Here is a 4,224-nt window from a genome sequence, read left to right as displayed (position 1 = left end):
CGGATGTCCTCATGCTGGGCATCCACGCCCGTATCCAGGATTGCCACGATGGCCTTGCGAACCGGCTCGGTCTGCGAGAGGATTTCGTGAGCGCCATCAATGTTCGCAGCATCGAATGCCCACTGCGATGCTGCAAGCGGATCATTTGCGCGTCGTGTTCCGGATGCGGGCAGGGTCTCTGCCGTCGTTGCTGGTAGCGGAACTAGAGTTACCGTACGGTTGAGTTCGACATAGTCTATGTTCTCTTCATCAGCGGTAAGAAGGCTCTTGAGTCGCTCAACTAGTGAATGGCGATCGGCGGGCACGGTGACAATGAACACCTGAGCCAGGTCCACATCCATTTCAATCGATACCCCCGGGAACGCCCGCTCAAAGCGAGCCCCATACTCTGCAAGCAGGGGAGCGATTTCACTTATGTCGTCATCTGCGCCGAGCTCTACGAGGAGTTGCACGTCCGTTGCGTTTGCCGCCTCCTCAGCGGCATGCGACCCGGCAAACAGCTTCAGTCCACCGCCCACGAGCAGTGCGGTAACTCCGAGAGCAATGAAGGAACCGGCGGAAGCCTTGCGTGCAATCAGAAATACGCCGGCCACGAGGAATCCCACCCCGAAGTCCATGAAGACACTGGACACGCTTGCCAGCATGGGCGCGCCGGACAGGAGCCGGCTCGCTACACCGATTCCGACGAGTACAAACCCGCCCAGCGTGAGTAGCGGATTCCGCTCCGATCGAGTCGCCTCCCAGGCTACCAGTGTGAGTCCCAGTGCAGTGACGATCAGTGGTGTAGATACGAAGTACGGCATAAGTGACCGTCAGGCTTTTTTGATCTTGATGATTCGCACGTTCCGGCCCCACATCGCGAACGACATAACGTTTGCCGGTTCAATTTCTGCTACGATCCGGCAACCCTCGCTGCGCACGGAGCCTGGCAAACCGTCCACCGGCCGGTACTTGATTCCATCAGCGCCCTGAATCCCCCAGAAACCCCCTTCTAGATCCTGGTACGTGACGGTGCCTTCTATTTTCATGATCGACGCGATTATGTGTCGAGGATCATACGGATGCGTCCGTCTGCATGTTGCGACCCGGGTGAGGCCGATTTGGGCTTGACGGGCGGGGGCCTACACTCTTTATCTGACTACGCTTACAACACGGCGCCTGCGTTCCTCTATTTTGAAATTGGAGGGTTTTTCTTTGCAGGTTCCGAATACCGTTCGGAAATCCGAGAACGGAGGTGTCATATGCCTGTCAAACGACTAAAGGAGTATCTCGACCGGCACGAGATCAAGTACATCACCATTCGGCATTCACCGGCCTATACGGCGCAGGAGGTGGCGGCGTCGGCGCACATACCGGGCAGGGAAATGGCGAAGACGGTCATGATCAAGATCGACGATGATATCGCGATGGCCGTGCTTCCGGCCTCCTTCCACGTCGACCTGGATCGGTTGCGAGAGATCACGGGATCGAAACGCATAGCATTGGCGGCCGAGGACGATTTCAAAGACCTGTTTCCGTCCTGCGAGGTAGGCGCGATGCCACCTTTCGGGAATCTGTACGACATGCAGCTATTTGCGGATGCGTCCCTGGCAGAAGATGAGGAGATCGCCTTCGAGGCAGGTTCTCACTCGGAGTTGATCCGGCTTCCATACTCCGATTACGTGCGACTCGCGGAGCCCGTGGTCGTCCAGTTTGCTCTCGAGTACGTCTGACCGATGCCAGGTTCGGAGAGGCGTGAGCGTGCGTTCCGAGCCTGACAGATCGGGACAAGTGCTCGTGCGTGTTATCTTCTGCCCGAGAAGCGAGTACGTCCTCTGAGCACCGCGCGGACAGACTATGCAATTTACCGGGGTTGGCATTGCAGAGCGCCTCAAAGGCTACGGGCGCTTTCTGTGGAGCGTGCTCAAGGGGTTCAGGGCGAACCAGGGCATACTGCTGTCCGGCGCCGTCGCGTTCTACACGCTGCTGTCGATCATTCCACTGTTCGCGTTGGTGCTGGTCGGCCTGTCGCAGGTTCTGGAGGAGGAGACGCTCCTTTCGATCGTGACGGAAAACATCAGTCTGGTGGTTCCGGACCTCACCGAAACCGTCATGCGGCAGGTACGCCAGATCTATGCATACCGTCCGTACTTCGGGTGGATCGGTTTCGGAACCCTTCTGTTCTTCAGCTCGCTGGCCTTCACGGTGCTCGAGAATGCGTTGTCGGTAATCTTCTTTCATCGTGTGTCTATCAAGAGACGACATTTCCTGGTCTCCGCCATCATGCCGTACGCCTTCATCGTTCTGGTGGGGGTTGGCATTCTCGTGATTACGCTGACGACCGGCTTCATGGAAGCCATCGAAGGCCAGCGGCTAGCGTTCCTTGGATTGACGTGGCGACCCAGTGACCTGGGCGGCACGTTGTTGCACGTGATGGGAGTCGTCGGTCACATCGTTCTTCTGACGTCCATCTACCTCGTTCTCCCTGTGGGGAAGATATCGGTACGTCACGCACTTATCGGCGGTATCGTGGCAGGGTTGTTATGGGAGCTTGTTCGGCAGGTACTGCTGTGGTATTTCTCGACGCTGTCTGTCGTTAACATCGTCTACGGATCGTTCGCAGCAACCATCGTTGCACTGCTCTCTCTCGAGGCGGGAGCGATCGTGATCTTACTCGGCGCACAGGTCATCGCCGAGTACGAGCGGCTTCACGGCGGACTGCCTGAGCCTGAGACGCCCGGCTCAGAAGGGGACCTCGAGACCGCCTAGTGGAATGTCCCGGTGAGCATTACCTGCGATTGCCGGTGTCCACATTGCGTGGATTCGTTTCGCGCGAATCTGCACCGTAGATGTGCAACCTCGCCAACTTCTCGAACAGCCAGCGGTACTCTTGTACGGAGGAGAGGCGGTTGTAGGTGACCTCCAGACGTCGGCGGTCGCATCAATTCGTTGAGAGCACCGTAGACCGCGCCTCAAGACTCACAGTATTGGCGTTCGGTATATGAGAGACAGCTTCTTAGTAGGTAAATTCATGCCTGGCCGGGAATCGGTTTTCAGGTATCGGCCGCAGGCGCGAACACACACCGTCTTTGGAGTAGAGACGCTTCGAGACCGTTTTGAGGCTCGTACCGAGAGTTTCTCAGAGCGGACTGGTTCGTATGGAATCCGACTACAGGTAACCTACGTCGTAGCCCTGCTACTCATGATCGTCGCGTTTCGAGCTCCCGTTAGCCAGGATTCCGAATTTCAGGTTACGCTGGCGGAGCAGGAACTGGTTGAACTGGAGGAGATCGTCCAGACTGCGCAGATTACGAAGCCGCCCCCGCCGCCGCGTCCACCCGTACCGGTCGAGGTTGCTGACGACGAGCTTCTCGACGACGATGATCTTGTGCTGGATGCCTCGCTCGATATTGCTGAGGCCCTCGACGTTCCGCCTCCGCCACCTGCAGCCGAAGAAGAGGAAGAAGAGGACCTGGATGAGATCTTCGTTGCGGTCGAGCAGATGCCGGAGATTGTCGGAGGGCTTCGGTATTTGCAGTCGCTCGTTGATTATCCCGAGCTCGCGCGCAAGGCACAGATGGAAGGGACGGTGGTTGTACGGATCGTCGTCAATCTCGATGGCACACCTTCTGACCCCAACGTGCTTCAGTCGGCTGGTGGCATACTTGACAAGGCGGCCATTGAGGCTGTCATGAAGCTCGAGTTCAAACCGGGCCGTCAGCGGAATCGCCCTGTACGCACAATGATGGCGATCCCGGTAAAATTCCAACTGTCGTAGGCCATCGCCATCGGGACAGCTCTGCGGGCTTGTGCGCCGTTTCTCACCCGTTCGAACACTGCTACGGCGAATGACGGTACGTCAGGCATGGCCTCCGCTATGCCCTCTTGAACGACTTCTGAAGACCCGCAAAGGAGTTGTGAACAGAGTCCGCTCCCGCGTTCCGCAGAATCTCGGCACTGAAAGATGTGGTCAGGGCAGCGACTTTGCATCCCGCACGCAGGGCTGAACGGACTCCGTTAACGGAATCCTCGATGACGAGGCAATTCTCCACCGGTACGCCCATGCGCGAGGCCGTCATCACGTACGGCTCGGGGTGGGGCTTGGGTCGACTGACATTTTCAGCCGTCACAACCACCTCGAAATACGGTTGAAGTCCAAAAAGCTCGAAAGCCTTCACCTGGTTGTCCCGTATCGCCGACGTCGTCAGGGCCAGTCGGATGTCGAGACCGGCCAGGAAGTCGATG

At 57.8% G+C, this 4,224-nt stretch carries 6 protein-coding genes; 3 read left to right on the top strand and 3 right to left on the bottom strand.

Features of this window, described 5'->3' with window-relative positions:
• On the bottom strand, positions 1 to 803 hold an 803-nt coding region (locus HKN37_13715; protein ID NNE47706.1), incomplete at its 3' end, for a hypothetical protein.
• Between the two features lie 9 nt (positions 804 to 812).
• Positions 813 to 1,028 (bottom strand): hypothetical protein, encoded by a 216-nt coding sequence (locus HKN37_13710; protein ID NNE47705.1) that lies wholly within the window; start codon positions 1,026 to 1,028, stop codon positions 813 to 815.
• 213 nt (positions 1,029 to 1,241) lie between these two features.
• On the opposite strand from HKN37_13710, the gene HKN37_13705 reads away from it, so the two are divergent.
• The 3 genes from HKN37_13705 to HKN37_13695 all read left to right on the top strand — a co-directional run bounded on the left by HKN37_13705 (position 1,242) and on the right by HKN37_13695 (position 3,757).
• Positions 1,242 to 1,712: a YbaK/EbsC family protein gene (locus tag HKN37_13705; protein ID NNE47704.1), complete on the top strand. Its 471-nt coding sequence runs from the start codon at positions 1,242 to 1,244 to the stop codon at positions 1,710 to 1,712.
• A gap of 124 nt (positions 1,713 to 1,836) precedes the next feature.
• On the top strand, positions 1,837 to 2,748 hold the full coding sequence (locus HKN37_13700; protein ID NNE47703.1) for a YihY/virulence factor BrkB family protein: 912 nt from the start codon (positions 1,837 to 1,839) through the stop codon (positions 2,746 to 2,748).
• A gap of 262 nt (positions 2,749 to 3,010) precedes the next feature.
• Positions 3,011 to 3,757 carry an energy transducer TonB gene (locus tag HKN37_13695; protein ID NNE47702.1) on the top strand — a complete coding sequence of 249 codons (747 nt, stop codon included), beginning with the start codon at positions 3,011 to 3,013 and terminating at the stop codon, positions 3,755 to 3,757.
• A gap of 97 nt (positions 3,758 to 3,854) precedes the next feature.
• On the opposite strand, the gene HKN37_13690 is transcribed toward HKN37_13695, so the two are convergent.
• Positions 3,855 to 4,224 (bottom strand): HAD family hydrolase (locus tag HKN37_13690; protein NNE47701.1); only part of this gene is annotated, 370 nt, incomplete at its 5' end.

It is taken from the genome of Rhodothermales bacterium, from assembly GCA_013002345.1.
Taxonomy (GTDB): domain Bacteria; phylum Bacteroidota; class Rhodothermia; order Rhodothermales; family JABDKH01; genus JABDKH01.
The sequence above is the reverse complement of the archived record's forward strand: the minus strand, read 5'-3'. Positions and strand labels throughout refer to the sequence as shown.